We start from the raw sequence: 26,629 nt of genomic DNA, 5'->3' as shown, positions 1-26,629 counted from the left end.
GAGAAGGCCATGGCCATCGCCAAGCTGGATGTCATCGTCCTGGACTGTCCCGATCCGGCCGCGCTCGCCGGGTTCTACGCCGAGGTGGTCGGCGGGAAGGTCAGCGGGGAGGGGGACTGGGTGGACCTGGAGGTGCCGGGCGGGGGCGCGTCGCTGGCGTTCCAGGCGGCGCCCGGGTTCGTGGCGCCCGAGTGGCCCTCGCCGGAGCGGTCGCAGCAGTTCCATCTGGACCTGACCGTGGAGGACATGGACGCGGCGGAGAAGGAGGTGCTGGCGCTCGGGGCGAAGCCGTTGGATGTGGCGGACCGTGAGCGTGGGTTCCGGGTGTACGCGGACCCGGCTGGGCATCCGTTCTGTCTGTGCCGGAGCTGAGTGCGCGATAGGGGGCGGTAGGGGGCCGCGGGGCGGTCGACGGCCGCGCGCCGAGCGTGGCTGGTCGCGCGGTTCCCCGCGCCCCTCGGTCGGGGGTCCTCGCACCCCGAGCGTCCGATGAGGTCGCGTGGTCCGCGAGGACCCCTTCGGGACACGCGGGCGCGGTCGGCGGTCAGCCGTCCAGGTCGGCGATCTTCGCCGACGAGGCCTCTCGGCGGTCCCTTGCCGCTCTCGCCGTGAAGTCGGCGGTGCGCAGGACTCGTTGGACGTTGCCCCAGGTGAGGAGGGCGAGGTCGGTCTCGGACCAGCCTCTACGCATGAGTTCGACCACCAGGCGGGGGTAACAGGAGACGTCGGTGAGGTCCTGGGGGTGGGCGGCACCGGAGTCGTAGGCACCGGAGAGGCCGACGCACTCGGGGCCGGCGAGAGCGCGGACGTGGTCGAGGTGGTCGGCGACCGCGCGGACCGACGGGCCGGTCTGCTCGGCGGTGAGCGGCACCATGCACAGTCCGTGGGCCTCGCCCAGTTCGGCGAGGAGGTCGTCGGAGAGGTTGGCCGGATGGGGCACCAGGGCGGCGGCGGCCGAGCGGGTGCACAGGACCGGGGCGCGGGAGAGCGCGAGGGCCCGGCGGACGGTCGGCTCGGAGGCGCCGGAGAGGTCGGCGACGACGCCGATGCGGTTCATCTCGCGGACCACCTCCTCGCCGAACCCGCTCAGTCCGCTCTCGCCCGCCCAGGACGCGCCGGCGAGGGTGAGGGCCTTGAGGCCGAGTACGTGCAGGGCGCGCAGGATGCCGAGGGAGTCGCCGATCGCCGGGGCGCCGGCGGGTCCGAGCAGGACGGCGACCCGGCCGCGGTTGCGGGCGTCGGTGATCTCCCCCGCGCCCTGCACGAGCCGCAGCCCCTCGGGGTTCGCGTGGACGACCCTCTGGACCAAATCCAGCTGCTCCAGGGTGACGCCGACGGCCCGGTCGCCCGTCACGCCCTCCGGCAGGTGCAGCGCCCAGAACAGCGCGCCGATACGGCCCTTGCGCATCCGGGGCACGTCGGTGTCCACCCTGCCCTCGCTCAGCTCCAGGTCGTACCGGGGCAGTTGGCGCAGCACTCTCGGCAGCCCGCTGTAGCCGTCGGCGACGGGGTGTACGGCGAGGAAGGCATGTGCCTTCGCCAGCTCCGCGGAGGGCTCGGTGGCCTCGGCGGGGACGGTCCCGGTCGCGGCGGCATCGGAGGTTGCGGCGCGGGGAGGCCCGCCGTCGGGGCCACGGGCGTCGGAGGTCATGGGTTCCGCCGCCGGACGGTGGCCCCGTTTCGGGTTCCGCTTCGTACGGGTGGCGGGCGGCGTGTCGAGCTCGCCGGCCTCGCCGGCCGCTTGGAGTTCGTCCTGCAGATCTGCCATGGCGGTCCTCCGTAGCCGTTGGGTGATCGCAGTACTGGTCACCGTGGCACGGGAGCCGCCCGCCTTCCTGGTGGGTGGGGCGTTCGGGTCGTACGGCGGCGGCGAGGCCGCCGTACGCCGTCCGGGTGACCCCCGGCGCCCCGGGTGTCACCCGTCCAGCTGCTCCAACGTGGCGTTCGAGGGGCCCGTGCGGGTCCCAAGATCCCGGGCCACGTCCTCGGCCGCGCCCAGCACCCGGACCGTGTTCTGCCAGGTCAGCTTGGCCAGGTCGGTCCCGGACCAGCCGCGGTCGAGGAGCTCGGCGATCAGGTTCGGGTAGCCGGAGACGTCGTCCAGGCCGTCCGGGGTGAAGGCGGTGCCGTCGTAGTCGCCGCCGATGCCGAGGTGGTCGATGCCGGCGACCTCGCGCATGTGGTCGAGGTGGTCGGCGACCGTGGACACCGTGGCTACCGGGCGGGGGTTCCGTTCCTCGAAGGCGCGGTGGACGGCCATCCCCTCGGGGGTGGTGTCGAGGTGGTGGAGGCCGTGCGCGCGCATGTTCTCGTCGGCGGCGGCCGTCCAGTCGACGGCGGCCTGGAGCACGAACTTCGGCACGAACGTCACCATGGCCACGCCCCCGTTGGCCGGCAACCGCTCCAGGACGTCGTCCGGGATGTTGCGGGGGTGGTCGCAGACGGCCCGTGACGACGAGTGGGAGAAGATCACCGGGGCGGCCGAGGTGTCGAGCGCGTCGCGCATCGTCGTCGCGGCCACGTGCGAGAGGTCGACGAGCATGCCCTCGCGGTTCATCTCCCGCACGACCGCCCGGCCGAAGGCCGTGAGGCCGCCGACCGCCGGGTCGTCGGTCGCGGAGTCCGCCCAGGCGATGTTGTGGTTGTGGGTGAGCGTCAGGTAGCGGACACCGAGCGCGTACAGCGCCCGCAGGGTGGCGAGGGAGTTGTCGATGGAATGGCCGCCCTCGGCGCCCATCAGCGAGGCGACGCGGCCCTCGGCGCGGGCCGCCTCCATGTCGGCGGCGGTCAGCGCGGCCCGCAGCTCGGCCGGGTAACGGTCGATCAACTGCCGTACGCAGTCGATCTGTTCGAGCGTGCCCGGGACGGCCCCCGGCCGGTCCGAGGGTACGTAAACCGACCAGAACTGCGCCCCGACGCAGCCCGCGCGCAGCCGCGCCAGGTCGGTGTGCAGACAGGCGCTCTGGTCGGTGGCGATGTCCCGCGCGTCCAGGTCGTAGCGGACCTGCTCACGCAGCGCCCAGGGCAGGTCGTTGTGCCCGTCCGCGACCGGGAACTCCCGCAGCAGCTCCCGCGCCTTGGCCAGCGATGTCATGCCTGTCTCCCCCGTGATCCCCGTCATCGCGTCACTTACTTCCCGAAGCCGAAGCCGTTGCCGGCTCCCTCGACCTTGGTACGCAGCCGCTTGCCCTTCTCGGTGGCCTGGTCGTTCAGCTCCTGCTGGAACTCCCGCATCCGGCCGAGAAGTTCCTCGTCCCGCGTGGCCAGGATGCGCGCGGCCAGCAGACCGGCGTTGCGGGCCCCGGCGACGGAGACGGTCGCGACGGGCACACCGGCCGGCATCTGCACGATCGACAGCAGGGAGTCCATCCCGTCGAGGTACTTCAGCGGCACGGGGACGCCGATGACGGGCAGCGGGGTCACGGACGCGAGCATGCCCGGCAGATGGGCGGCGCCGCCCGCGCCCGCGATGATCACCTTGATCCCCCGCTCGGCGGCCTCCTCGCCGTACGCGATCATCTCGCGCGGCATCCGGTGCGCGGAGACCACGTCGACCTCGTACTCGATCTCGAACTCGTCGAGGGCCTGTGCGGCGGCCTCCATGACGGGCCAGTCGGAGTCCGACCCCATGACGATGCCTACGACCGGGCTCATTCGGTGATCGTGCCTCTCAGGTATCCGGCGGCGTGACGGGCGCGCTCCAGCACGTCGTCGAGGTCGTCGCCGTAGGTGTTGACGTGACCGACCTTGCGGCCGGGCTTCACGTCCTTGCCGTACATGTGGATCTTGAGCTGGGGGTCGCGGGCCATGCAGTGCAGATACGCGTAGTACATGTCCGGGTAGTCGCCGCCGAGGACGTTGACCATGACGGTCCACTCCGCACGCGGGCGGGGGTCGCCGAGCGGCAGGTCGAGCACCGCCCGTACGTGGTTGGCGAACTGGCTGGTGATCGCGCCGTCCTGGCTCCAGTGGCCGGAGTTGTGGGGGCGCATGGCCAGCTCGTTCACGAGGATGCGCCCGTCGCGGGTCTGGAACAGCTCGACGGCCAGATGGCCGACCACGTCCAGTTCCCCGGCGAGGGTCAGGGCGAGCTCCTCGGCCTTCAGGGCGAGGGCGGGATCGAGGTCGGGGGCCGGCGCGATGACGGTGTCGCAGACGCCGTTCACCTGCCGCGACTCCACGACCGGGTACGCGACGGCCTGGCCGTGCGGCGACCGTACGACGCACGCGGCCAGCTCCCGTACGAAGTCGACCTTCTCCTCGGCGAGGACCGGGACGCCGGCGCGGAAGGGCTCGGCGGCGTCCTCGACCGACCGGACGACCCACACGCCCTTGCCGTCGTAGCCGCCCCGGACGGTCTTGAGGATGACCGGAAAGCCGTCGCCCTCCGCGGCGAAGGCGGCCACGTCATCGGGGTCCGCGACGATGCGGTGCCGGGGACACGGCACGCCGATCGCGTCGAGCCTCGCCCGCATCACACCCTTGTCCTGGGCGTGCTGGAGCGCGTCCGGACCCGGGCGCACGGGGATGCCGTCCGCCTCCAGGGCCCGTAGATGCTCGGTGGGTACGTGTTCGTGATCGAAGGTGACCACGTCGCAGCCCCGCGCGAACGCACGCAGCGTGTCGAGGTCGCGGTAGTCGCCGATGACGACATCGCCGACGACCTGCGCCGCGGAATCCTGAGGGGTGTCACTGAGGAGCTTGAACCTGATGCCGAGCGGGATGCCCGCCTCGTGTGTCATACGAGCGAGCTGCCCCCGCCGACCATGCCGACTACCGGGAACGTCACACCCCCAGAGTATCGGCCACGGAATCGGCCACCCCCCGCCGACCGTCCTCCCCGCCCTTTCCCGGGCCGGGCCGCCCCTGTGAGCTTCTGCACAGGCATTGCCCAGGAGCGCTGGTTAGCATGGCTGAAGCAGTGGGTTTCGACCGAGGACCAACTCATTTCGGACGGAACAGCAACCGGCTGACCACCGGTACCTCACCGACCGGACCGAGCGACGGGGCCGCACACCATGGGAAGTACCACCTCGGGGCCTGATGCGAAGCCCCGCGGCGCCCTGCGCCGCCGGATCGACCTGCTCCTGCGGGAGGTCGCCAAGTTCGGCGCGGTGGGCGGTGCGGGGCTGCTGGTGAATCTCGCGGTCTTCAACCTCGTGCGGCACACCACCGACCTCCAGGTCGTCCGGGCCAGTGTCATCGCCACGGTCGTCGCCATCGCCTTCAACTACGTCGGCTTCCGCCACTTCACGTACCGGGACCGCGACAAGGGCGGCCGTACGCGGGAGATGTCGCTCTTCCTGCTGTTCAGCGTGGTCGGCCTCGTCATCGAGAACGGCGTCCTCTACACGGCCACGTACGGCTTCGGCTGGGACAGTCCACTGCAGTCCAACATCTTCAAGTTCCTCGGCATCGGCATCGCGACGCTCTTCCGGTTCTGGTCGTACCGCACCTGGGTGTTCCGGGCCCTCCCGGGCCGCGAGGCGACGGCCGGCGCGGAATCGTTCCTCGAAGCGGGGACCGCCCACCCGCCCGCGCTCACCGGGGGCGCGGGGAAGCGGTCGAACGGCCGGCCGTAGCCTACGGGCGCGGGCAGCGCCCCGGACGGGGCGCGGGGAACCGCGCGAGCGGCCACGGACGACCCGCGGTCGCCGCGTCGCGCCGCGAGGCCACGGGACATCCGCGGAACCCGACCGCCTAGCGGACAGGCCGGTCGTCGCCCGACGGTGTCCGTACCGGCGTACGCGACAGGAACAACCCGAACACCGGCGGCTGCGCCTGAAGCATCTCCAGCCGTCCCCCGTCGGCCTCCGCGAGGTCCCGCGCCACGGCCAGCCCGATCCCCGTCGAGTTGCGCCCGCTGATCGCCCGCTCGAAGATCCGCGCCCCGAGGTCGGCGGGCACGCCGGGCCCCTCGTCGGTGACCTCGATCACCGCCTGGTTGCCGGTGACGCGGGTGCGCAACGCCACCGTGCCGCCGCCGTGCATGAGCGAGTTCTCGATCAGCGCGGCCAGCACCTGCGCGACCGCGCCCGGCGTACCCACGGCCTGAAGATGCCGCTTGCCCGAGCTGACCACGGCGCGCCCGGCGCTGCGGTAGGCCGGCCGCCACTCCTCCAGCTGCTGCTTGATGACCTCGTCGAGCTCGAAGGAGACGGCGGAGCCGTTGCGGGGGTCGCGGGAGTTGGTGAGGAGCCGTTCCACGACGTCCGTGAGGCGCTCGACCTGGGTGAGCGCGATGTGCGCCTCCTCCTTCACCGTGGCGGGATCGTCGGTGAGGCCGATCTCCTCCAGCCGCATGGACAGCGCGGTCAGCGGCGTACGCAGCTGATGGGAGGCGTCGGCGGCGAGGCGGCGCTCGGCGGTCAGCATGCGGCCGATGCGCTCGGCGGAGGAGTCCAGCACGTCCGCGACCCGGTCCAGCTCCGGCACGCCGTACCTCTTGTGGCGGGGGCGCGGGTCGCCGGAGCCGAGCCGTTCGGCTGTCTCGGCGAGGTCGGTGAGCGGTGAGGCGAGGCGGTTGGCCTGGCGTACGGCGAGGACGACGGCGGCGATGACGGCGAGCAGGGCGACCGCCGCGATGATCAGCAGCGTACGGCCGACCTCCCGGCTGACCGCCGAGCGGGACTCCTCGACCGTGACGATCTCGTCCTTCTCGCCCTTGGCCCGGTGGCGGATGACGTCCCCGGCGGGCTTCTCGCCGATCTCGATCGTGGGCTGGCCGGGGATCTCGATACGGGCGTAGCGCTCGTCGCCGACCTGGTTCCGGAGGACCTCCGCGGTGATCCTTTCGTCGCCGATGATCCGGCTGTCCACGATGCTCGTCAGCTGCACCGCCTCGGACTCCACGCGTTCCTGGGCGCTGTTGCTGATCGTGCGGGTCTCGACGATGACGAGGGAGACGCCGAAGACCGCGATGACCACGAGGACGACGGCGAGGGTGGACTGGATGAGACGGCGGCGCACGGCGGCCCTCCGGGCGGGGCGAGTGTTCTGGGACCTCTGATTGTGCGGCACCGGACGGCTGCCGTGGGCGGGGGTAAGAAGCGCCCGCCGCGCCCCGTCGGGGCCGGTCCGGCATGGACGTACCGGGGTCTGTGCCCGGTACGGCGAGCGTGCCCGGTGCGGCGAGCGTGCCCGGTGCGGCGAGCGTGAGTGCCGGGCGTCTCGATGCCACGGAGATCCGTCAGAAGGGCCCTGAGGATGCGGGGAACCGCGCGACCAGCCACACACAGTCCGCCGCCGTACCGCGCGGCCACCGAGCCATGAGGCGCCCGGCTCGGCCCTTGGCAGGGCTCAGTTCTTCTCGAACCGGAAGCCGACCCCACGTACCGTCGCGATGTAGCGCGGGTTCGCCGCGTCGTCGCCGAGCTTCTTGCGGAGCCAGGAGATGTGCATGTCGAGGGTCTTGGTCGAGGACCACCAGGTCGTGTCCCAGACCTCGCGCATCAGCTGGTCACGGGTGACGACCCGCCCGGCGTCGCGCACGAGCACCCGCAGCAGGTCGAACTCCTTCGCCGTGAGCTGCAGCTCCTCGTCGCCCATCCAGGCCCGGTGGGACTCGACGTCGATGCGCACACCGTGCGTGGCGGGCGGCTGCTGGGGCTCGGCGGCACCGCGCCGGAGCAGGGCCCGGACGCGGGCGAGCAGTTCGGCGAGGCGGAAGGGCTTGGTGACGTAGTCGTCGGCGCCCGCGTCCAGGCCGACGACGGTGTCCACCTCGTCGGCGCGCGCGGTCAGGATGAGGATCGGGATGGTGTGGCCCTCGGCGCGCAGTCGGCGGGCCACCTCCAGGCCGTCCATGCCGGGCAGCCCCAGGTCCAGTACGACCAGGTCGACGCCACCCTGCATTCCGGCGTCCAGCGCTGTGGGTCCGTCCTCGCGGACCTCCACCTCGTACCCCTCCCGGCGCAGTGCGCGAGCCAGCGGCTCCGAGATGGACGCGTCGTCCTCGGCGAGCAGTACACGGGTCATGGGGTGATGGTAGTCCGACGAGAACCGCAGGTGGAGGGGGATCGACAAGCGTGATTCACACCTTGGTCCAACGGTTCTCTTACCTCCACCGGGCATGATCGACTCCGGCGGGCGTTTCGTCCCGCCCCGGTGAAGGTCCGGTGGCGTGCGTGGAGATGGCGTCCGGATCCGGTGGGGGTCGCGCGCCGACTCCGCGTCCGTCAGGTGGCGGCATCGCGCCCGCCACGACCTTGCCTTGCATTCATGAGCCATTACCCTCGAGATGACCTTGGAATGCGCGATCACAGTTGTCTTCTTACCTGTAATTCACCGTTCAAGCCCTTCCGTCTCCCGTAGCCTCCTGCCGTATGGTGACGGAACGCCTGTAATGACACACAGGGGACTTTGACGGCATATCCGCGCTGAAGGTCTCTTCTGTGTGCGGGACGTCCCGGCCGCCCGGTGCCGGCCTGGACGAAGATGGCCCTGCGAAGTACGCCAGCCAGATGATGGGCGTGTGGTTCCTCGCGGTCACCGCGGGCGACTCCGTCACGGGACTGCTCTCCAACCCCGCCGTCGGCGGCTTCGACCTCAGCGGCACCGGGATGGTCGCCGTCGAGGCAACCCTCGCCGTCCTCGCCGGCTTCGCGATCCACATGTACCGCAGGAAGGTCCGGGCCCTCACGGGCGACGTCGGCTGAGACCGGCGTCCGCATGATGCGACGCGGGACGGGGCGCCGCACCTCCGGGTGCGGCGCCCCGTCCCGCGCTCAGGAGTGGTCCTCCTGCCGTGCGGAGAGCCGCCCTGCCCGCGCCGCCCCCGCATCGGTGTCCGGCGTGAACCACGGCAGGGCCGAGGCCGTACGCGACCGGGACGGCCGACGGGGCTGAGCGTGCGCGGCGGTCGAGGGGCCCGGCGTGGGCACCCACCGGGGCAGTCGGGGCGTCCGCCGCCGCTCTGCCGTGGTCCGGCCCGGTCGCACCCGGTCCACCAGCGCCATCCCGATCCGGAACAGCACGGCCGGGACGACGAGGCAGAGCATCAGCCAGAAGAGGGTGACGCCCCAGGGGCGGCCCACGCCCCACGGCTCTTCGGCGAGGACCTTGCCGCCGTGCTTGAGGGAGACGGTGTAGTCGCCGTGGGCCCCCGCCGCGAGGTCCACAGGCAGGGTGACGCGGGCCTCCGCGCCCGGCCGGATCGTGCCGCGCCACTGCTGTTCCTCCCACCGGGGCGCGAACACACCGTGGGAGGTGCCGACCTGGAAGACGGGGTTCTTCACCGGGGAGGTGCCGACATTGCCCACGGTGAAGACCAGTTCACGGGTGGGCGGTGCCCCGAACCAGGTCAACAGCCCGCTGGAGCCCCGTAGTCGGCCTTCCGTCAGTAGTGAGAGGCGTCCACCGGCCGCCTCCCGGGGCAACGGCTCGACCGAGTGCCCGGCGACCTGAAAAGCCGCGGCGGCCTCGGCCTTCGGCCCCGTGATGGTGGAGACGTGCACGACGCACGGGCACGGCACGGGCGGCTCGGCCACCGGCAACTCCCGGCGGAACCGGCCCTTGCCGTCGGCGGTCACGGCCCGCCCCTCGGCGTTGGCACAGGAGTCGGTGCCGCCGGGCACATCCCGCGACGGTACGGACCGACCACAGATCAGCACCATCAGGATCGCCTCCGGCCGCCACCCACCACCGGTCACGATCACCGAACCACCGACACCCGCCTGCCCCTTGGACACCCGAACGCTCGGCCCCTCCACAGCCTGGGCGACCCCGCCCCCGGGGGACGCCACGAGCACGATGACGAGACCGAGCACGAAGGCGAGCAGGGTCGGCGGAGGTGGAGGCAGGGGCGGGGCCGATGTCGGGGTTCGCCGCCTTCTGATCACGTTCCGGCTCCCGTCAGCGAGGTACCGCCCGGTTCCGGCGCGTCACCCACAGCGCCCCCGCCGTCCCCGCGAGCAGCACCGTGCCGCCGAGCGTGCCGAGCGCGACCGCCGAGTCCAGGGGGCCGGTTCGCGGAAGCTCGGCCTCCGAGCCGCCCGAGCCGCCTGTGTCGGAACCGCCGCCCGTGCCGCCCGTATCACCCGTACCGCCCGACGCGCTGCCGCCCGCAGCCGTGACGTCGAGTGTCAACGACGGGCCGGGGTCGTTCCCGGGCGTGCAGGTCGTCACCGTCCCGAGGGCCTTGATGGTGAGCACGCCCGCGGTGAAGTCGACCTTGCCGGTGTTCTTCGGGGTGTACGTGCCGCTCAGGTCATTGATCTTGATGGGCGTGTTGGCCGGAATCGCCTCCTGGTTGGCGGGCCCGGTCACCGTGAGCGTGCCGCTGTCGGCCCCGCCCAGCTGGATCGTGGCGCTCGGGGTCACCGCCCCCTTGCCCAGCTCGACCGGGCTGGACGAGACGCCCCTCTGCCAGGACATCGTGATCTCGTAGCCGTCGCCGCTCTCGACGCCCTTGATGTCGATGGGCGACACCGCGGACTTGTCCCCGATCGGCGTCTCGCAGTTGTACTCGACGTCCACGACCTCGGCATGGGCCACCGGGGCGGCCATCAGCACCACCGAGCCGGCCAGGGCCACGAGGGACGCGAGCGCGGCGGTTCGTTGCTGGTACGTCCGGTACGACACCTCGGCACCCCACATTCTGACGGAACATCAGATCGGCCGCTCAAGGTACGCCGGGACTCCTGCAGAAGGAAGACACACGCAGGTGTCGGATGTGTGTCGATGAACCGGGCCCGGCCCTTCGCCGATGGGCACGCCCGGAAACACAAGGGACGCGGGGCCGTGTCGACAGGCGGCTCCACCGCGTGGGCGCGGTCAACTACAGACGACCCGCAGCCCAAACAGGGCGAACTGCACCGCGGCGGCACCCGGCCTACGCAGTGGAACCCCTACGCGGGTGCTCCCAGCTCCGCCCACACCGTCTTCCCGGCCGACCCGGGAGTCCGTACGACCCCCCAGTCCAGACAGAGCCGCTGCACGATGAACATCCCGTGCCCACCGGGCCGCCCGGCCCGGTGCGGCGTCCGTGGCGCCGGGGTTCCCGTCCCCCGGTCGGACACCTCGATCCGCAGCACCTTGTTGTCGCAGCCGATCCGCAACTCGGCCGGGCCCTCCGCATGGAGACACGCGTTGGTGACCAACTCGGACACCACCAGCAGCACGTCCTCCGCCGCCGCCCGATGATCCGCGGTCGCGGCGGGCAGCCACCCCCACTCGTACAGCGCCTGGCGGGTGAAGTCACGGGCGAGCGGCACCACACCGCTCTCGCCGTCGAAGCTCAGCCGACGAAAGTGGCGCCCCGCGGCGGGTGGTGCCACGGGCGGCGGATCATCGCCGGGCACCCCGGAAGCGCCGCCGGCACCCGGTTCCGGGCCGCGGTCGCCCGGCGAGAAAGGCCGGGTGGTGCTCATCAGCGCTTCACCTCACCGATTCACCAGTTCACGATTCAGGACTCATCAAGGGTGCGGGACGAAGACCCGCGGCACGTGCCGTTTTCTGCTGTCATCCGTAATGCCATCCGAGCTTCCGTACTTTTCAAGCCTCTGCCGGGTTGCCACCAGGCCACCGCCGAACCTCCACCGCCCACGCCGCCGCTCGTACGCGCGCCGTAACCGAACCGTTTCCCGGCCCCTGCACCGACACGTTCAGGATGTCTCCTGCCCGAGCGAACCGTCAGAACACCCATGTTTTCGGCACAGAACTTGTGACGCGCACAACCCGCCGGTCCGGGGGGACACCTGGGGTGCGGCCCCGACGGCGGGGCGACCGGTCCGACGAGCCCGACCGGTCCGGCCGACCGGTCCACCGGCACCCCGGGGCGGAGGCCCCGGCCGGGCCGGCCGCGCCTAGTCGGCCAACGCCGCCTCAAGGGTGTCGTGGACGGTGAACACCGCGTCCGCCCCGGTGATCTCGAAGACCCGCGCCACCGCCGGGAGCATCCCCGCCAGGTGGACGCCGCCGCCCGCGGACTCCGCCCTGAGCCGGACGCCCAACAGGACGTTGAGCCCGGTGGAGTCGCAGAACTCCAGCAACGAGCAGTCCACCACCAGGCGGACGAACCCTTTGTCCAGGCAGCTCTCAAGTGGCTCACGCAACAGATCGGCGGTGTGGTGATCGAGCTCACCCGCCGGGGTCACGACGGCGCTGGGGCCCTCTTCCCGCACCTCGACCCGTAGTCGGCCGCCCGACTGTGCGCTGCCGACCGTCCCACGGTCCATGCCGTCTCTCTCCCGACCGTCGTGACTGCTGACTCGCCCCCGAACACTACGCCTTCTCCACACTCCTCGACACCCGAACAATCGCCCGCAAACGGACATTTCGCCGCAGGACGCACTTGCGGCGACGTCACGAAACCGGGTAGGGCTAGTGGAGACACAAATCGACACGGCCGGCTTTGGAGGCGCCGCACACCGCAGTGCACGTATAGGCATCGGCGGCCATATGCCGAGAACGATGGAGGACATCATGTCACCCCGGCTCGACGAATCGCATACCCAGAGGGCGACGTCGGCACCCTCTCCGGAAGAAATCCGGGACGACCTCGCCCATGACCCGGGCGACGCGCTCGCCGACCTTCCGGAGATCCCCCCGTACGACGAGGTGGGGCCGGTGGACGCACGGGCCCTGTCCAAGACCCTCTTCGAGCGGCTGGAGTCCCTCGAAGAAGGCACGTACGAATACTCGTACGTCCGCAACACCCTGGTCGAACTCAACCTGGCTCTGGTGAAGTTCGCCGCCTCCCGCTTCCGCTCACGCAGCGAACCGATGGAGGACATCATCCAGGTCGGCACGGTCGGCCTGATCAAGGCGATCGACCGCTTCGAACTGAGCCGGGGAGTCGAGTTCCCCACCTTCGCGATGCCGACCATCGTCGGCGAGATCAAGCGTTTCTTCCGCGACACGAGCTGGTCCGTGCGCGTGCCGCGCAGGCTTCAGGAGCTCCGTCTCGACCTGGCCAAGGCCGGCGACGAGCTCGCCCAGCAGCTCGATCGCGCTCCGACGGTGGGAGAGTTGGCGGAGCGCCTCGGTCTGACGAACGACGAGGTCGTCGAGGGCATGGCGGCGTCGAACGCGTACACCGCCTCGTCCCTGGACGCCCAGCCCGAGGAGGACGACTCCGAGGGCGCGCTGGCGGACCGGATCGGCTACGAGGACAACGGGCTCGAAGGCATCGAGTACGTCGAGTCCCTGAAGCCGCTGATCGCCGAACTGCCGCCGCGCGACCGGAAGATCCTCTCGCTGCGGTTCGTCGCCAACATGACACAGTCCGAGATCGGGGACGAACTGGGCATCTCCCAGATGCACGTCTCCCGGCTGCTGTCCCGCACGCTGGTACGACTGCGCAAGGGACTGACACTCGAAGAGTGAACGCGCCCCGGGGTGACACCGACGGCACCTGACACAGTTCGGCCGGGTACGGCAGGGGTTACACTCCTGCCGTACCCGGCCGAACTGTTCCCGGCTCATGCCTGCGGCGCCCCGATTCCCGCGGGAAACACCTTCCCCGTGGGTCTCCGTCCGTCACTATGGACACCCGCCTGACTGTCGGGTATGCCAGAAGCCGACGGGCGGACACGGGGGTGCGAGGAGGCACGAGGATGGCTCGGGCTCGGGACGAGCACCCCGACGACGCGTCCGAGGAGCGGTACGCGGAGACGTCCGACGCGCGGCTCACCGCGTTGTTGCGCGCCGACTCCCCCACCGCGTACCGGGCACTGCGCGAGTTGCGCGAACGCCACCACCCGTCGGTCCTCGCCTACGCCCGGCTGTGCGCCGCGAGCGAGTCCGCGGCACGGCAACTGGCGACCCAGGTGTTCACCGTCGCCACCCGGGAGACCGCGCGCGGCAGCGAACCCGCCGTCCCCTGGCGCCACCACCTGCTTCTGCTGACCGCCCGGGTGGCCGCCGACTGGGCCGCGGACGAGCACGCGACCGGCCTCGACCGCGCCCTGATCCACCGACTGGACACGGCGGGCCCCGAGGGCCCCGTACCGCCCCTGCTCGCCGCGTTCAAGTCGCTGCCGCCCCGCGCCCAGGGCCTCATCTGGTACGGCGTCGTGGAGCGCGAACCCGACGACAGTACGGCCGTGCTCCTCGGTCTCGCCCCCGACGACGTGACGTACCGGCAGGAGTCCGCGCTCCACGCCCTGCGCCAGGCCTGCCTGAGGGTCCGTCTCCAGGCCTCCGAGGACCCGCGCTGTCAGGACTTCCGCCGTCTGATCGAGGAGTCCGTACGCCCGGACACTCCCCGGCACAGCCCCGACCTGCACAGCCACATGGCGCACTGCGCGCACTGCACGACCGCGTACGGCGAACTCAGCGCCCTGCGCGACCATCCGCGCGTGACGCTGGCGGAGGGGCTCCTGCCATGGGGCGGCACGGCGTACGCGGGCGGTGAGGCGGTCGAGGAGACGGACAGGCCTGACGGCCGGCGTGACGACGAGGGTGACGGCGGCCGTTCGGGCGCGAGGGCGGGAGCGGCGGGAGCGGCGGGAGCGGCGGCGGACTTCGCGGAACCGGGGACCGGGACCTGGGCCGCGGCCGGGACGGGTTTGCCGACAGGGGCCGAGGCCTGGGAAGGACCCGGTGGCGAAGTCGGTGCCGGTGCGGTGGCCGGACCAGGGGCGAGGGCCGGGACCGGAGTCGGAGCGGAAGCCGGGGCCGAGGCCTGGGAAGGACCCGGTGGCGAAGCCGGTGACGGGCCTGGTGCCGCCGACAGGGGCGGCGTGGTGGCCGGGGCGAGGGCCGAGGCAGGCGGGACCGGGGCTCGGGCGGCCCTGTGGCCGCCGTCACGTCGGTTCGTGCTGAGCTCGGTGGCGCTGGGGGTGGCGTTGGCGCCGCTGCTGGCGTTCCTGCTGCTCTCGGGGCCGGGCGACTCGCCGTCTCAGGGCGGCGCGGCGGATGCCGTCGGTACGCCCGGCGTCCCGCCGCCGGGGCCCGTGCCGCCGGTCACCCCGGCGAGCCCGACACCGTCCCCGACCGCTTCGGGCAGCGAGCGGCCGTCGAAGCCCCCGAAGTCCCCCGAGCCGACGAGGAGCCCGAGTCCGAGCCCGTCGAAGACGGGCCGCCCGTCGCCCTCGCTGCCGTACGGACCGCCGCTGAACGGCGCCTACGCCCAGGTCGTGAACCTCGCCTCGGGCCTGTGCCTGGACATCCGGGGCGAGTTGGAGAACGGCACCGACGTCGTCACGGCCACCTGCTCCGCACGCGACACCCAGCGCTGGCGCCTCGATTCCCACCGGGACGCCCTCCAGTCCTACGCCGACCCCGATCTGTGCCTCGACAGCCGTGGGGCGACCGACGACGGTGTGGGCGTCCGGGAGTGCGACTCGCTCGACGGCGACCACGGCGAGAACCTGAGGTTCGCGGTCGACTCCCGGGGAGTGATCCGCCCGGCGATCGCGCCGGGGCACGCCGTGACCCCGGACGCGCTCGGCTCCGTCGCCTTCGCCGAGGCGACGGGGCGCGACGGCCAGCGGTGGCGGGCGGGAGCCGGCCCCGTCCACGCCTGACAACCGGAGGTCACCCGAGCGGCTCTGAAACCGGTCAGGCCACGCGTACGCCCCTGCGCCACACCCCCGTGACCAGGGGCACTCCCGGCCGGTAGGCGAGATGGACGTGGCTGGGCGCGTCCAGCAGCGCGAGATCGGCGTAGGCGCCCGGCGTGAGGCGGCCGATGTCATCGCGGCGGAGCGCCCGCGCGCCCCCTGCCGTGGCCGACCAGACCGCCTCGTCCGGGGTCATCCCCATGTCCCGCACGGCGAGCGCGACACAGAACGGGACGGACGAGGTGAAGGACGACCCCGGGTTGCAGTCCGTCGAGAGGGCCACGGTGACGCCCGCGTCGAGGAGGCGGCGGGCGTTCGGCCACTCGGCGCGGGTGGAGAACTCGGCGCCGGGCAGGAGCGTGGCGACCGTACGGCTGTGGGCGAGGGCGTCCACGTCGGCGTCGGTGAGGTGGGTGCAGTGGTCCGCGCTCGCCGCGTCCACCTCGACCGCGAGCTGGACTCCCGGGCCGTGGGAGAGCTGGTTGGCGTGGATGCGCGGGTGCAGGCCCCTCCCTTTGCCGGCCGTCAGGACCGCCCGGGCCTGGTCTGCGTCGAAGGCGCCCCTCTCGCAGAAGACGTCGACCCAACGGGCGTACGGGGCGCAGGCGTCGAGCATCTCGCCGGTGACGAGGGCGACGTACTCCGCGGGACCGGCGGGGTCCTCGGCGTGTTCGGGCGGGACGATGTGGGCGCCGAGGTAGGTGACCTCGTCGGTGTGGGCGGCGGCGATGCGCAGCGCCCGTGCCTCGTCCTCGACGGTCAGGCCGTAGCCGGACTTGGTCTCGAAGGTGGTCGTGCCCTGGCGGAGGGCCTCGCGGAGGTAGCGGGTGAGGTTGGCCTCCAGTTCCTCGTCGGTGGCGGCGCGGGTGGCGGCGACGGTCGTACGGATGCCGCCGGCGCTGTAGGCCCGGCCGGACATACGGGCGTTGAACTCGGCGGTCCGGTCGCCCGCGAAGACGAGGTGGGAGTGGGAGTCCACGAAGCCAGGGATCACCGCCCGGCCACCGGCGTCGACCCGGTTGTCAGTGGCGGGTGCTTTGCTTTGGTCACCGGTCCACGCGATGCGTTCACCGTCGATGACGACGGCCGCGTCCTGGATCAGTCCGAGGGGGGATCCGTCGCCGAGGGAGGGGTCGTTGGTGACCAGGGCAGCGATGTTGGTGATGAGCGTGCTGGCGGTGCTCGCGGAGTTGGCGGGGCTGACGGTCGTCGGGCTGCTCATGGCGTCCTTGGTTGCCTGGTCGGCGGTGGGGTCGGGTTCGGGAGGGGAGTCGGGCCGGGGGGCCGGCCGCTCGGGCGGTCCGTTCGGGGTCATCCGCGCAGCGCTTCGACGGCGTCCGCGAGGGCCCTCGGCACATCCGGTACGAGCGCGTGCGCCCCGTCCCGTACGACGTGCCGGCCGCCCACGACCGTATGCGACACGTCTGCTGCCGACGCGGCGAATACGGCCGTCTCCGCGCCGAGCCGTGGAAGCGGCCCTGCCGTCCTGACCGAGTCGAGCGCGATCGTCGTGAAGTCGGCGAGCGCGCCCGCCTCCAGGACACCGGCGTCGTCCCAGCCGATCGCCGCGTGGCCGTCGGCCGACGCCGCCCGCAGGAGGGCCGCCGCCGTCCAGTGACCGCGCGTACGGGTGCGCAGCCGCTCGTTCAGCTCCATCGCGCGCGCCTCTTCGAGCAGATCGATGACGGCGTGGCTGTCGGAGCCGAGGGAGAGCGGGGAGCCCGCCCGTTGCAGGGCGGCGGCCGGTCCGATGCCGTCCGCGAGGTCGCGTTCCGTCGTGGGGCACATGCACGTCCCGGTGCCACTGTCGCCGAGGAGCGCGATGTCCTCGTCGGTGAGGTGGGTGTTGTGCACGCCGGTCGTGCGGGGGCCCAGCACCCCGTGTTCGGCGAGGAGTCGGGCGGGGGTGCAGCCATGCGCCTCGCGGCAGGCGTCGTTCTCCGCCGTCTGCTCCGACAGGTGCACGTGCAGCGGGGCCCGCCGCTCCTCCGCCCAGCGCGCCACCGTCGCCAACTGCGCGGCCGGCACGGCCCGTACGGAGTGGACGGCCGCGCCGATCCGCGCGTGATCCCGGTCCTTGAGAACTGAACAGCGTTCCGCCCAGGCCTCCGCCGTGCCGTCGGAGAAGCGGAGCTGGTGGTGGCCGGGCTCCTGCCCGAAACCGGCGGAGAGGTAGGCGGTGTCGAGGAGGGTGATCCGGACGCCCGCCTCGGCGGCTGCCTCGACGAGCGCCTCCCCCATGGCGTTGGGGTCGGCGTACGGGGTGCCGCCGGGGGCGTGGTGCACGTAGTGGAACTCGCCGACGGCGGTGATGCCGGCGAGGGCCATCTCCGCGTACACCGCCCGTGCGAGGGCGTGGTACGTGTCCGGAGTCAGCCGGTCCGCCACCCGGTACATGACCTCGCGCCAGGTCCAGAAGGTGCCCGAGCCGACCTGCACGGCGGCGCGCAGGGCCCGGTGGAAGGCGTGGCTGTGGGCGTTGGCGAGGCCGGGCAGGGTGAGCCCGCGCAGGACCACGGCGCCCGGGGGCGGCGTGGGCGCCGTGGTGCGCACGGCGGTGACGCGGCCGGCTCCGGGGGTGCCCTCCCCGGCCACGGTCAGGGTCACGCCCGGCTCGACATGCGTGCCGAGCCAGGCGTGTTCGAGCCAGTAGGTCCTCTCCGTCACCTGCGGACCAGCCCTTCCAGTACGTCGGCGAGCGCGGTCACCCCGGCCAGGCAGTCGTCCTCGGCGGCGTGCTCGGCCGGGGAGTGCGAGACGCCCGTCGGGTTGCGTACGAACAGCATGGCGGTGGGGACACTCCCGGAGAGGATCCCGGCGTCGTGTCCGGCCCCGGTCCCGAGGACCGGCACCTTCAGGCCGGCCGTGTCCCGGCCCAGGATGCGGGCGATCTCGTCCCGCAGCGCGTGCGCGAACTCGACGACGGGAGTGAAGGACTCCCGGACGACTTCGAGTTCGATCCCGTGCTCCTGGGCCTGGTCGCGGGCGGCGTCCTCGATCGCGCCGACGACCGTGTCCAGCGTCGCCTGGTCCTCGGCGCGGGAGTCGAGCCAGCCGCGTACGAGGGAGGGGATGGCGTTGACCCCGTTCGGCTCGACGGAGATCTTGCCGAACGTGGCCACGGCGCCGGCCAGACGCGCCTCGCGCCGGGCCGCGAGCACGGTCCCCGCGTACGACACCATGGGGTCCCGCCGGTCCACCAGCCGCGTCGTCCCGGCGTGGTTGGCCTCGCCCCGGAAGTCGAACCGCCACCGCCCGTGCGGCCAGATCGCGCTGGCGATCCCGACGGCGTCCCCGGACAGGTCCAGCGCCCGCCCCTGCTCGACGTGCAGTTCGACGAACGCTCCGATCCGCGTGAGCCGCTCGGGATCGGGTCCGATCGCCTCCGGGTCGTACCCGGCGGCCTCCATCGCCTGCGGCAACGTGATCCCGTCCCCGTCGGTCAGCCGCCTCGCCTGCTCGACGGTCAGCTGCCCGGCCGCCAGCCGGGAGCCCACGCAGGCCAGCCCGAACCGGGCGCCTTCCTCGTCACAGAAGTTGACGATGGCGAGCGGCTTGTCGAACCGGGCGCCCCGGGCCCGCAGTTCGTCCAGCGCGGCGAAGGAGGACACGACCCCGAGGGGACCGTCGAAGGCGCCGCCGTCGGGAACCGAGTCGAGATGCGACCCGGTGACCACGGCGTCCCCGGCAGCGGGGTCCCCCCACCAGGCCCACTGGTTCCCGTTCCGGTCGACCTCGTAGTCCAGCCCGCGATCCCGCGCCTGCTCCTCGAACCAGGCCCGGCACTCGGCATCGGCCCCGCTCCACGCGAACCGCCGATATCCACCGGACTCCGGGTGCCGCCCCATGGGCCGAAGCTCCCGCCACATCTCATGAAAGGAGGCCCCGCCGGTGCGCGGCGCCCGCCCGGCCCGGGGGCCGTCGGCCCGGTCCGTCCCCCGCCCGGGCTGTGAGGGGTGGGCCCCGTCGGCCCCCGCTGCGGGCTGGGGGCTGTCGTTTCGCCGGGGGGAGCGGGTGGGCGCGGCCCGGCCCGTGGGTGGCGCCGAGGCCTCGGCGCCCGCCGACGGAATCCCGCCGCGCCTCCCTCCGTTCCGGGTCACGTGTCGCCGCCCTCGCGCATCGGCACCCGTACACCACGCTCGTCCGCGACCGATTCCGCGATGTCGTACCCCGCGTCGACGTGCCGGATGACGCCCATGCCGGGGTCGTTGCTCAGCACGCGGCGGATCTTCTCGCCGCCCAGCTTCGTACCGTCGGCCACGGTCACCTGGCCGGCGTGGATGGAGCGGCCCATGCCGACGCCGCCCCCGTGGTGCAGGGAGACCCAGGACGCCCCCGACGCCACGTTGACCATCGCGTTCAGCAGCGGCCAGTCGGCGATCGCGTCGGAGCCGTCGAGCATCGCTTCGGTCTCGCGGTAGGGGGAGGCGACGGAACCGCAGTCGAGGTGGTCGCGGCCGATGGCGAGCGGCGCGGCCAGCTCACCGGAGGCGACCATGTCGTTGAAGCGTTCGCCCGCCTTGTCCCGCTCGCCGTAGCCGAGCCAGCAGATGCGGGCCGGGAGGCCCTGGAAGTGCACCCGCTCGCCGGCCATCCTGATCCAGCGGTGCAGGGACGCGTTCTGAGCCGACTCGGCCTCGGGGAAGAGGTCGAGGATCGCCCGGTCGGTCCTGGCGATGTCGGCGGGGTCGCCGGAGAGGGCCGCCCACCGGAAGGGACCCCTGCCCTCGCAGAACAGCGGCCGGATGTAGGCCGGGACGAACCCGGGGAAGGCGAACGCCCGCTCGTACCCGGCGAGTCGGGCCTCGCCACGGATGGAGTTGCCGTAGTCGAAGACCTCGGCACCGGCGTCCAGGAAGCCGACCATGGCCTCGACGTGCCGGGCCATCGACTCACGCGCGCGGGCCGTGAACCCGGCCGGGTCCTTCGCCGCGTACGACGCCATGTCGTCGAAGTCGACGCCCACCGGCAGATACGCGAGCGGGTCATGGGCCGAGGTCTGGTCCGTGACGATGTCGATGGGGGCGCCCATCGCGAGAAGCCGGGGGACGAGTTCGGCGGCGTTGCCGAGGACGCCGATGGAGAGCGGACGGCGGGCGTCACGGGCCTCCACCGCCAGTTGGAGGGCGTGGTCGAGCGAGTCGGCCTTCACGTCCAGGTACCGGTGCCCGATGCGGCGCTCGATCGCGCGGGGGTCGCAGTCGACGCAGATCACCACACCGTCGTTCATCGTCACGGCGAGCGGTTGGGCGCCGCCCATGCCGCCGAGACCGGACGTCAAGGTGATGGTCCCCGCGAGGGTGCCGTCGAACTTCTTGGCGGCGACGGCGGCGAAGGTCTCGTAGGTGCCCTGGAGGATGCCCTGGGTGCCGATGTAGATCCAGGAGCCGGCGGTCATCTGCCCGTACATGGTGAGGCCGAGGGCCTCCAGACGGCGGAACTCCTCCCAGTTCGCCCAGTCGCCGACGAGGTTGGAGTTGGCGATGAGGACGCGGGGCGCCCACTCGTGGGTCTGCATGACGCCGACGGGGCGGCCGGACTGCACGAGCATGGTCTCGTCCTGCTTGAGGGTCCTCAGGGTGCGGACCATCGCGTCGAAGGAGCGCCAGTCGCGGGCGGCCTTGCCCGTGCCGCCGTAGACGACGAGCTTGTCGGGGTGCTCGGCGACCTCGGGGTCGAGGTTGTTCTGGAGCATGCGCAGGGCGGCTTCCTGCTGCCAGCCCAGGGCGCTGAGTTCCGTACCGCGCGGCGCTCGGACAGGACGAGGGGGCGGCCCGTAGGGCTGTGGTTGAGGGTGGTGGGAGACGGGCGGGCGGGGTCCTGACACTGGTCTGCCTCCTCGCTTTACAGCAACTATTCACATCCTGTCTCCATGAATAGAGCTAGTCAATACAGCCGTACGGCCAGTGACGGCGTGCGGCGGGTGTCTGGCTGGACACACTGGCCGCATGGGTTCGGACGACGACACGACAACGGGGGACCGGATGGGAGACGTGACGGACGGGGCCGGTGGGGAGAGGCCCGCCGCACGGCGGGACGTGGGGGACGGCGAGCGCACGCTGCGGCTGTACGACACGGACGACGAGCGGGCCGCCCGGCGGGACGAGGCCGTGCGGGCGGCGGTGGAGCAGGGGCTGCTCGGTTCCGGCACCCCGGTGGTCGGGCTCCTCGACGTCACCGGGATCCGGGCCTCGGCGGGAGCGCTGCGGAGGGCGTTCGACGCGGTGACGGCGCCCGGCACACCCGTACTGCACGCGTTCGCGGTGAAGGCGACGCCGCTCGTGCCCGTGCTGCGGCTGTTGCGCGAGGCGGGCATCGGCGCGGAGGTGGCGAGCGCCGGCGAGCTGGCCCTGGCGCGGGCGGCCGGGGTGCCGCCGCAGCGGACCGTGCTCGACTCCCCCGCCAAGACCCTGGCCGAGCTGCGGGAGGCGCTGGCCCTGGGCATCGCGGTCAACGCCGACAATCCGCAGGAGCTGGACCGTGTCGACGCGCTCGTACGGTCGGCCACCACCCGCTCCCCGCTCGGGATCCGGGTCAACCCGCAGGTCGGCGGCGGCACGATCGACGCGCTGTCCACGGCGACGGCCACGTCGAAGTTCGGGGTGGCACTGCGGGACGAGGGCGCCCGGGAGTGGGTCGTTCGGGCGTATCTGGACCGCCCCTGGCTGAGCCGGCTGCACGCGCACACCGGGTCGCAGGGCATGCCGCTGTCGCTGATGACACGGGGGATCACCGAGACGTACGAGCTGGCCGAGGAGATCAACCGGCGGATCGGACGGCGGCAGATCGACACGATCGACATCGGCGGCGGGCTGCCGGTGAACTTCGCGTCGGAGGCGGCGACACCGACGTACGAGCAGTACGCGCGGCTGCTGGCGGAGGCGGTGCCGGGGTTGTTCGACGGGCGGTACGGGCTGGTCACCGAGTTCGGACGGTCGCTGCTCGCGAAGCACGGGACGATTCTCGCGCGGGTGGAGTACACGAAGAGCGCGGGCGGGCGGGCCGTCGCGGTCACCCACGCGGGGGTGCAGGTGGCGACGCGGACGGTGTACGCGCCGGGGGCCTGGCCGCTCAGGATCGCGGCGTACGACGGGGAGGGCCGCGTGAAGGAGGGGTCGGCGGTGCTGCAGGACGTGGCCGGACCGGCCTGTTTCGCGGGGGATCTGCTCGCGGAGGGACGGGCGCTGCCGCCGTTCGAGCCGGGGGACTACGCGGCCGTGCTGGACACCGGCGCGTATTACTTCGCGCACCACTATGGGTACAACTCTCTGCCCCGGCCCGGGATCTACGGATACGCCCCCGGCGAGGGGGAGACGCGGTTCGCGGTCGTGCGCAGGGCGCAGAGCGCGGAGGAGATCGTGGCGGAGGCTGGGGGAGTGGAGAGGTCGGGCCTTCTGGGGCTTTGAGTCACCCGACAGTTCGGTGAACTGTCGTGCGGCGGCCGGGGTTGTCTGCGGTTGATCGCGCAGCGCCCCGCGCCCCCGGGGGCGCCCGGTAGTGGCGACTGCCCCCTTTGCGCGCCCCGCAAGCCCTCCGGACGGATGACGCCCGGCCTCGGCGTCCGAGCCAGGTGTGCGGAGCGCTCACATATCCCCAGCTCAGCGCGCCAGCTGGCGTCCGGGCGCCCAACAGCGGTGAAAACCGGGCAAGCTGACCTACCTTAGTCGCCCGTCCGCATGTTCCGCTGGAAAATGCCGGATCCCTCACTCCTCGTGCACACGTTGCGTAGCGTCTGCGTCACTCAGCCGAACCGCAGGCAGGAGGGGGAGCCACGGTGCCCGGAATCGACGAGTGTCTGGTGGAGGCCATGAGGCTGCCCGGTGCCTTGGGCGCCGCGGTGGTCGACTGGACCAGCGGGCTGGCGCTGGGCACGGTCGGGGAGGCGCCCGGCGGTGACCACGAGACGACGGCGGCCGAGGCCGCGGAGCTGGCGCGGCTCGCGGCGGAGCACCGGGCGTTCGCGCCGGAGGCGGGTTCGGACTGGTCCGGGGCGGATCTGCCGGTCGAGGACCTGATCGTCAGCGGCCGGGACACATACCACGTGCTGCGGTTCGTGCCGACGACGTTCGACAGCAGTGTGTTCCTGCACCTGTGGCTGGCCCGTACGGACGGCAACCTCGCGCTGGCCCGGATCCGGCTCGGCGAGATGGCGGGACGGCTGGTGCTGGCATGAGCGTGATCACCACACCGGCGCCCGCGCCCCCGCTGCCGGTGCGCGAGGCGCCCACCCGGCAGGCCGTCTCCTCCGCGCTGAGCCGGCTCGCCGCCGAGCGGGCCACCGGTGTACTGCTGCGCGAGAGCGGTGCGCTGTATCTGTCCGAGGGCGCGGTCGTGCACGCCGAGAGCCCCCGCTCCCCGGGACTGGACGTGCTGCTCACCACCGGCGGCATCCTGGACACCGCCGACTGGCGGGAGGCGGTCGACACGGCCGGGGCCGGGCTGCGGGTCGGACGGTTTCTCGTGGACAGCGGCCGGGTCGCGCGGGGCGCGCTGGAGCTGTGCCACGCCGGGGCGCTCTTCGACGCGGCGTACTTCGTCCTGGGCCCGAGCGGTGCGCCGGCCAGCTTCCGTCACGGGGCCGCGCACTGGCTGGGTTCGATCCGCCCGGTGCCGGTGGCCGTCGTGGAGCGCGAGGCCCGGCGCCGCCGCGACCTGCTGCACCGTATCTGGCCCGACCCGGCGACGGACGACGCCCCTCTGATCAGGACGGCCGACCTCTACGGCCCACCGGTTCCGGCCCGTCAGGGAGCCGTACTCGGCAAGGTCGACGGCGCCCGCACGGCCGCCGAGATATCCCTGGCCCTGGGGCGCCCCGCCTTCCACACGCTGGTCGACGTCCGGCGCCTGGCGGCGGCGGGCCTCGTCCGCACAGCCCCGCCGCACGGCCCGGCGGGCGACCCGCCGCACGACCCGGCGAGTGACCCGCGGAGACCGACCGCCCATCGAGGGGGCCACGCCCTGTCCTCGGCCCCTCCGCACGCCCCGTTCCCGGCCCCTCCGATTCACATCCCGTCCTCAGCCCGCCCGGGCCACGTCCCAGTCGAAGGCGAAGGCGGAGGCGGCGGCCAGGCCCCCGCTCCCGCCCCGCTTTGGCCGCTCACCGTCACAGACGACCCCGAGATCGCCCTACTGCAAAGGCTCAGGGATGCGCTGGAGGCCCTTTGAGCGGCAGCGGGAACGTCCCGCCGAGAGGAGACAGCTCATGGCCGCGGAGGCCGAAGTCCTCGACGAACTGCACCGGTTGAGGGCCCGTGTACCCCAGCTGACCGGCGTGCTCGCGGCCAGCGTGGACGGGCTGGTGCTCGCCCACGACACCCCCGGCGTGGAACCGGAAGGCCTGGCCGCGCTCACCGCCGCCGCGCTCGGCGTCGCCGTACGGATGACGGACGCCGCCGGCCGGGGTGAACTCCGCGAACTGCTGCTGCGCGGCGACCACGGCTATGTGGCGACATACGCGGCCGGCTCCTCCGCCGTGCTGACGCTGCTGGCGCAGGACCGGGTCAACGTGGGTCGGCTGCACCTGGAGGGCCGCCGCACCGGCGGCCGGATCGGTGAACTGGTGGACGCCCTGCCCCCGCCGACCGACGCGGTCGCGGCCAAGGCGCCCCCCGGGAACCCGGCCCGGTCGGTGGCGAAGACCGCCGACGCGGCCCCGACCACGGCCCCGATCACGCCCTCGTCCGAGACACCGGCCAAGGCCACGGTCAGGTCGACCATGCCCCGCCGGACCCCCCGCCCCACCGCCCCGCGCACCACCCCCCGAACCACTCCGAACACACCTACCACCAGTGAGAGTTGAAAGGACACCGCACACCATGGCCAACACCGAGACCGCATTGAAAGAGGCCCTCGCGTCCATCGAGGGCGCGACCGGCGCCGCCCTGGTCGACTACACCAGCGGCATGGCACTCGGCACGATCGGCGGCAGCAAGGGGTTCGACCTCACCGTGGCCGCCGCCGGCAACACCGATGTCGTCCGCGCCAAGCTGCGCACCATGGAACACCTCGGGCTCAAGGGCGAGATCGAGGACATCCTGATCACCCTGTCCGACGCGTACCACCTGATCCGCCTGCTCACCGGTCGCGGCGGCAACGGCCTCTTCCTCTACCTGGTCCTCGACTCCAAGCGGGCCAACCTGGCCATGGCCAGGCACCAACTGAAGCGGATCGAGGCGGAGCTGGAGGTCTAGCGCCGCGAGCCCCGCGTACGGCGGCGCACCCCACCCGGGGAGCGCCGCCCGGCCGTGCGCCTGGGCTAGCGTGTCCGCCCTGGACCGAGAAGGGGAGGGCGAGACCGTGGGAAGAGCGGTCGGGGGACGACGGTGCTGGCGCAGGTGGCGTTGCTGGCCGACACCAGGAGACGCTCCCGGCGTACGAGCTCGCGAAGCGGACCCTGCGCACCGCCTGAGCCCGGCGCGCCCCATGTGCGCCTCGCGAGCCGTGCCCGTGCCCGTGTCACCGAACCTCCGGTGAAGCGAACTGGTCCTCCGGGCGCGCGGCGGGTCCTGACGCCACGGCCGGGACAACACCTCGGGACCGGACCGGAACGACGCCCCCTACCGCCGCCCACCCCCGGGCCCCGCGTCCCCCGCGCCGATGCCGGTCACCCGGTAGCCGGCCACGCGTTTGCCCGCCGGGCTTCCTCCCCGGGCGGAGAGCCGGTCGACGCGGACCCAGAAGAGCCGGCCGGTGGCCAGTTCACGGCGGCCGAGCCAGGCGGCCTTGAGGTGGAGGCCGGTGGCGAGGCCGGCGAGAAGGAGACCGCCCGCCGCGGGGACGGCGAAGGAGGAGCCGAGGGCTGCGGCGAAGGCGAGGAGGAGCCGCCAGCGGTGGCCCCGGCGCCAGGCGCGGAGGGTCACGGCGCGATCCTGGAGGACGTCGTGCTTGCCGGCTCGCGCGGCTCCGCGCGCCGACGCGAGGTACCGGTCGCGCCGCGCCCACGCCACCGCACCGGCGGCGACGACGAACAGCACGGCCCCGGCCAGCACCCCGATCCGCCGCCCGGTCACCCCCGACGGCACCACCCCGATCCCCGCCGCGATCGCTCCGAGCCACCACAACGGCGCCGCCCCGGCCCGCACCACGACGGCCACCCGGGCCAGCCCCTGCCCTCCGCGCGCCAC

At 72.7% G+C, this 26,629-nt stretch carries 23 protein-coding genes and 2 pseudogenes; 10 read left to right on the top strand and 15 right to left on the bottom strand.

What is annotated here, in order from left to right; all coding sequences use genetic code 11:
• The first annotated feature begins 9 nt into the window (after positions 1 to 9).
• The gene (locus tag WBG99_RS21750) at positions 10 to 372 is read left to right on the top strand and encodes a VOC family protein (protein ID WP_338897895.1); all 363 of its coding nucleotides are present in this window, start codon (positions 10 to 12) and stop codon (positions 370 to 372) included.
• A gap of 172 nt (positions 373 to 544) precedes the next feature.
• On the opposite strand, the gene WBG99_RS21745 is transcribed toward WBG99_RS21750, so the two are convergent.
• The 4 genes and pseudogenes from WBG99_RS21745 to WBG99_RS21730 all read right to left on the bottom strand — a co-directional run bounded on the left by WBG99_RS21745 (position 545) and on the right by WBG99_RS21730 (position 4,789).
• The gene (locus tag WBG99_RS21745; RefSeq protein ID WP_338897893.1) at positions 545 to 1,768 is read right to left on the bottom strand and encodes a dipeptidase; all 1,224 of its coding nucleotides are present in this window, start codon (positions 1,766 to 1,768) and stop codon (positions 545 to 547) included.
• 147 nt (positions 1,769 to 1,915) lie between these two features.
• Positions 1,916 to 3,094, bottom strand: coding sequence for a dipeptidase (locus tag WBG99_RS21740; protein WP_338897891.1), 1,179 nt, complete (start codon positions 3,092 to 3,094; stop codon positions 1,916 to 1,918).
• Positions 3,095 to 3,129: 35 nt separating this feature from the next.
• Positions 3,130 to 3,654, bottom strand: a complete 525-nt coding sequence (gene purE, locus WBG99_RS21735) for a 5-(carboxyamino)imidazole ribonucleotide mutase (RefSeq protein WP_338897890.1) — start codon at positions 3,652 to 3,654, stop codon at positions 3,130 to 3,132.
• Positions 3,651 to 4,789 (bottom strand): annotated as a pseudogene (locus WBG99_RS21730) (5-(carboxyamino)imidazole ribonucleotide synthase). The gene purE and the pseudogene WBG99_RS21730 overlap by 4 nt, the downstream one beginning before the upstream one ends.
• 229 nt (positions 4,790 to 5,018) lie before the next feature.
• Here WBG99_RS21730 and WBG99_RS21725 point away from each other — a divergent pair.
• Positions 5,019 to 5,582: a GtrA family protein gene (locus WBG99_RS21725; protein ID WP_338897889.1), complete on the top strand. Its 564-nt coding sequence runs from the start codon at positions 5,019 to 5,021 to the stop codon at positions 5,580 to 5,582.
• A 118-nt stretch (positions 5,583 to 5,700) separates the two neighbouring features.
• On the opposite strand, the gene WBG99_RS21720 is transcribed toward WBG99_RS21725, so the two are convergent.
• Positions 5,701 to 6,969, bottom strand: coding sequence for an ATP-binding protein (locus WBG99_RS21720; protein ID WP_338897887.1), 1,269 nt, complete (start codon positions 6,967 to 6,969; stop codon positions 5,701 to 5,703).
• 330 nt (positions 6,970 to 7,299) lie between these two features.
• Positions 7,300 to 7,977, bottom strand: coding sequence for a response regulator transcription factor (locus WBG99_RS21715; RefSeq protein ID WP_149828951.1), 678 nt, complete (start codon positions 7,975 to 7,977; stop codon positions 7,300 to 7,302).
• Between the two features lie 464 nt (positions 7,978 to 8,441).
• On the opposite strand from WBG99_RS21715, the pseudogene WBG99_RS21710 reads away from it, so the two are divergent.
• A pseudogene (locus WBG99_RS21710) lies at positions 8,442 to 8,657 on the top strand (MFS transporter); the annotation flags it as partial.
• Between the two features lie 69 nt (positions 8,658 to 8,726).
• On the opposite strand, the gene WBG99_RS21705 reads toward WBG99_RS21710, so the two are convergent.
• The 4 genes from WBG99_RS21705 to WBG99_RS21690 all read right to left on the bottom strand — a co-directional run bounded on the left by WBG99_RS21705 (position 8,727) and on the right by WBG99_RS21690 (position 12,176).
• Entirely contained in the window at positions 8,727 to 9,767 is a 1,041-nt protein-coding gene (locus WBG99_RS21705; RefSeq protein ID WP_338897886.1) for a hypothetical protein, read from the bottom strand.
• A gap of 85 nt (positions 9,768 to 9,852) precedes the next feature.
• On the bottom strand, positions 9,853 to 10,596 hold the full coding sequence (locus WBG99_RS21700; RefSeq protein ID WP_338897885.1) for a peptidase: 744 nt from the start codon (positions 10,594 to 10,596) through the stop codon (positions 9,853 to 9,855).
• Positions 10,597 to 10,847: 251 nt separating this feature from the next.
• Positions 10,848 to 11,369 (bottom strand): ATP-binding protein, encoded by a 522-nt coding sequence (locus WBG99_RS21695; protein WP_338897883.1) that lies wholly within the window; start codon positions 11,367 to 11,369, stop codon positions 10,848 to 10,850.
• A 435-nt stretch (positions 11,370 to 11,804) separates the two neighbouring features.
• Positions 11,805 to 12,176, bottom strand: coding sequence for an STAS domain-containing protein (locus tag WBG99_RS21690; RefSeq protein WP_338897881.1), 372 nt, complete (start codon positions 12,174 to 12,176; stop codon positions 11,805 to 11,807).
• Positions 12,177 to 12,423: 247 nt separating this feature from the next.
• Between WBG99_RS21690 and WBG99_RS21685 the strand changes: the two genes are divergently transcribed.
• Positions 12,424 to 13,326 carry an RNA polymerase sigma factor SigF gene (locus tag WBG99_RS21685; RefSeq protein WP_338900431.1) on the top strand — a complete coding sequence of 301 codons (903 nt, stop codon included), beginning with the start codon at positions 12,424 to 12,426 and terminating at the stop codon, positions 13,324 to 13,326.
• Between the two features lie 230 nt (positions 13,327 to 13,556).
• A complete protein-coding gene (locus tag WBG99_RS21680) occupies positions 13,557 to 15,470 on the top strand; it encodes an RICIN domain-containing protein (RefSeq protein WP_338897880.1) in 1,914 nt (637 codons plus the stop codon).
• Positions 15,471 to 15,504: 34 nt separating this feature from the next.
• Here WBG99_RS21680 and hutI read toward each other — a convergent pair whose 3' ends face one another.
• From hutI to hutU, 4 genes are all read right to left on the bottom strand, one after another.
• Positions 15,505 to 16,821: an imidazolonepropionase gene (gene hutI / locus WBG99_RS21675; RefSeq protein ID WP_338897879.1), complete on the bottom strand. Its 1,317-nt coding sequence runs from the start codon at positions 16,819 to 16,821 to the stop codon at positions 15,505 to 15,507.
• On the bottom strand, positions 16,818 to 18,173 hold the full coding sequence (locus WBG99_RS21670) for a formimidoylglutamate deiminase (protein ID WP_338897877.1): 1,356 nt from the start codon (positions 18,171 to 18,173) through the stop codon (positions 16,818 to 16,820). The genes hutI and WBG99_RS21670 overlap by 4 nt, the downstream gene beginning before the upstream one ends.
• Entirely contained in the window at positions 18,170 to 19,375 is a 1,206-nt protein-coding gene (locus WBG99_RS21665) for an allantoate amidohydrolase (protein ID WP_338897875.1), read from the bottom strand. Before WBG99_RS21665 ends, WBG99_RS21670 begins: the two co-directional genes overlap by 4 nt.
• A 227-nt stretch (positions 19,376 to 19,602) precedes the next feature.
• Positions 19,603 to 21,333 carry a urocanate hydratase gene (hutU, locus tag WBG99_RS21660; RefSeq protein ID WP_338897874.1) on the bottom strand — a complete coding sequence of 577 codons (1,731 nt, stop codon included), beginning with the start codon at positions 21,331 to 21,333 and terminating at the stop codon, positions 19,603 to 19,605.
• A 157-nt stretch (positions 21,334 to 21,490) separates the two neighbouring features.
• Here hutU and WBG99_RS21655 point away from each other — a divergent pair, with 157 nt between their 5' ends.
• The 5 genes from WBG99_RS21655 to WBG99_RS21635 all read left to right on the top strand — a co-directional run bounded on the left by WBG99_RS21655 (position 21,491) and on the right by WBG99_RS21635 (position 25,696).
• Positions 21,491 to 22,912: a diaminopimelate decarboxylase gene (locus tag WBG99_RS21655; RefSeq protein ID WP_338900430.1), complete on the top strand. Its 1,422-nt coding sequence runs from the start codon at positions 21,491 to 21,493 to the stop codon at positions 22,910 to 22,912.
• Between the two features lie 368 nt (positions 22,913 to 23,280).
• Positions 23,281 to 23,679, top strand: coding sequence for a hypothetical protein (locus WBG99_RS21650; protein WP_338897872.1), 399 nt, complete (start codon positions 23,281 to 23,283; stop codon positions 23,677 to 23,679).
• Positions 23,676 to 24,671: a hypothetical protein gene (locus WBG99_RS21645; RefSeq protein WP_338897871.1), complete on the top strand. Its 996-nt coding sequence runs from the start codon at positions 23,676 to 23,678 to the stop codon at positions 24,669 to 24,671. Before WBG99_RS21650 ends, WBG99_RS21645 begins: the two co-directional genes overlap by 4 nt.
• 37 nt (positions 24,672 to 24,708) lie before the next feature.
• Positions 24,709 to 25,305: a roadblock/LC7 domain-containing protein gene (locus WBG99_RS21640; protein ID WP_338897870.1), complete on the top strand. Its 597-nt coding sequence runs from the start codon at positions 24,709 to 24,711 to the stop codon at positions 25,303 to 25,305.
• A gap of 16 nt (positions 25,306 to 25,321) precedes the next feature.
• Positions 25,322 to 25,696, top strand: coding sequence for a hypothetical protein (locus WBG99_RS21635; RefSeq protein ID WP_257544620.1), 375 nt, complete (start codon positions 25,322 to 25,324; stop codon positions 25,694 to 25,696).
• Between the two features lie 366 nt (positions 25,697 to 26,062).
• Here the strand turns inward: WBG99_RS21635 and WBG99_RS21630 are convergent, their stop codons facing one another.
• Positions 26,063 to 26,629, bottom strand: coding sequence for a hypothetical protein (locus tag WBG99_RS21630; protein WP_338897867.1), 567 nt, complete (start codon positions 26,627 to 26,629; stop codon positions 26,063 to 26,065).

The organism is Streptomyces sp. TG1A-60, assembly GCF_037201975.1.
Lineage (GTDB): Bacteria > Actinomycetota > Actinomycetes > Streptomycetales > Streptomycetaceae > Streptomyces.
The sequence above is the reverse complement of the archived record's forward strand: the minus strand, read 5'-3'. Positions and strand labels throughout refer to the sequence as shown.